Annotated in this window: 1 protein-coding gene; it reads left to right on the top strand. The window is 38.4% G+C overall.

All coding sequences use genetic code 11. The features are described from left to right. The first annotated feature begins 905 nt into the window (after positions 1-905). The gene (locus GNE10_RS33900; protein WP_099069176.1) at positions 906-2,393 is read left to right on the top strand and encodes an MOP flippase family protein; all 1,488 of its coding nucleotides are present in this window, start codon (positions 906-908) and stop codon (positions 2,391-2,393) included. The last annotated feature ends 55 nt before the right edge of the window (positions 2,394-2,448 follow it).

Here is a 2,448-nt window from a genome sequence, read left to right on the forward strand (position 1 = left end):
GAGCGAAGCGAAGCAATCGCAAAGTCTCTGGGATTGCTTCGCTTCGCTCGCAATGACATCTTAGATTTAATCATGACTATCTACTTATATTAACTTCGGATAATCACTGATTATCAAAATCTCTCTCTTGTGCGTCATATCATGTCCGCCTAATCACTTATCAAAAAAATTCCCCGCGTAAGAGCGTCAGTCCTAATAATAAGTCTTCAACCGGACATAATATCACTCCCCACTCCCACCCCAAATTACTATCTCTAACCCATTAGAATTTAAAGCTTTGATAAATTTTCTGTTTTTTAAGGCTGACTGAGGATATTGAACCTTATAAATAGAAAAATATCCCATTGCTTTTAAGACATGGGAAAAGCTAACACAGCCAAAAAAAGCTATTTTGATACCAAAAATTCAATAATTGATTTTTTGCAATTCCGTGAGTATTAGATTTTAGTTACTAAGGCTTGATGCGTTAGGATAGCTACAATGTGAGTAATATACTTAAATTAAATGAGTAAAAAAATACTTTATGTCATATATTTAACTTTGTAGTTCATTGATGATATTTTGATACCTGTCAAATTTGGAGTTTCTAATTCCAGTCAGGAAAAATTAGCTGATTAAATCCAAAATCATAATAGGGTATTGTTAGGAAACATGTGCTTGAAGACACTTGTCAACAAGAATGCCTAAACATACACAGAACATTATTCTCAATCAAGGATATTTCTGGCACTTTCGCCCCAAGGTGGAAGAATGTTTGAGTATTTTTGATGTAATTTATTTAACAAGCCTGATATGAAGGGATTTAGTTAATTGCAGTAACAGTTTTTTGCTGGCAAAAATCACAACCATCGTTGTGGCTATATCAGTACAAGCAGAAGGAATTAATTTTTTTAGAGACTTAACCAATGGAACCACCCAAAAAATCATCGAATTTTCAACAGAAGGCATTAAAAGGCGTATTTTGGTCTGCAATTCAGAATTGGGGACGCCAAGCGATCGCTTTTGTTGTTTTTGCGCTGCTTGCCCGTCTGCTTGGGCCTGAGACCTTTGGTTTAGTTGCTTCAGCTAGTATATTCCTGGCATTTGTAACTATTTTCCTTGACCAAGGATTTTCTGTAGCGATTATCCAACGTAAGGAACTGGAACCAGAACATCTGGATACAGCCTTTTGGACTAACTTGGGTATCGGTTTGGTGATGACAGGTTTGAGTATTGCGTCGGCTGGATTAGTTGCCGACTTTTTCTCTCAACCGCAGTTAACACCAATTATTCGCTGGCTGTCTCTCAGCTTTCTAATTATTTCCCTTAGTAGTACTCAGGAAGCAATTTTTCAACGCAACCTAGATTTCAAACCCCTAGCGGTACGCGAACTGGTAGCGGTATGCGTCGGTGGCGTGGTTGGCGTGGTCATGGCTTTTATGGGCTTTGGTGTTTGGAGTCTAGTTAGTCAGCAGTTAGTAAATAGTTTAGTGAAGGTGATAGTTCTTTGGTCGGCCAGCAATTGGCGACCGAGATTCAAGTTTTCTCAAAAGCATTTTGGAGAATTATTTTCCTTCGGTATTAATGTAGTTGGCACTCAAATACTCAACTTTGTTAATCGCAGATCCGATGACTTACTGATAGGTTATTTTTTAGGCCCAGTTGCTTTGGGTTATTACTCCGTCGCTTACCGTTTACTGTTAATTATTACCCAGTTATTAACTGGTGTAATCAATCAGGTAGCGATGCCTGCGTTTTCTAGGTTACAGCAAGAACCTGAAAAGTTGAGAAGTGGTTTCTACAAAGTAACCCAACTTACTAGCTTCATTTCTTTTCCAGCCTTTTTGGGCATGGCAGCACTCGCACCCGAATTAGTCAGAGTTTTATTCGGAGAACAATGGTTGCCAAGTATTCCAGTGATGCAAATACTCGCCTTTATTGGAATTGTTCACTCAGTTGCCTACTTCCACACCACTGTAATCACAGCGATGGGTAAACCAGCTTGGAAACTGAGGCTAAACTTTATGCATTCCATAGCGAATGTTATCGGTTTTGCCATTGCTGTACACTGGGGAATTGTCGCTGTGGCAGCAGTTTATGTAATTCGTAGTTATTTGTTGACACCTGTAGATTTGTGGTTTATTCGCAAACTCATTGGTATTAAATTGACTACTTATCTACAGCAGTACGTGATTCCATTAACTGGAGTCCTGGCTATGACAGGTGTGATTTTTGCAACTAAAGAATTGTTGAGAAATGTTGTTAACATACAAACATTATTAGTTATTTGCATAGTGTTAGGTGCAATAACTTATACAGTGGCTATTGTATTGCTTGCACCGAAGATAGTACAGCAGATACTTGATATCGTTAACCCATTGATATCTAAAAAACTGGGACAGAGTAAAAGATAGTAAATTAGACTTCTAAGAGAAGTCGGGAAAAAGGGAAGGGGAAAAGGGGAAAGGG

It is taken from the genome of Nostoc sp. 2RC, assembly GCF_014222165.1.
Classification (GTDB): domain Bacteria; phylum Cyanobacteriota; class Cyanobacteriia; order Cyanobacteriales; family Nostocaceae; genus Nostoc; species Nostoc linckia.

What these genes read in the sequence shown, in the direction of transcription:
- GNE10_RS33900 (WP_099069176.1), top strand. Translation starts at nt 906, where the DNA reads ATGGAACCACCCAAAAAATCATCGAATTTTCAACAGAAGGCATTAAAA.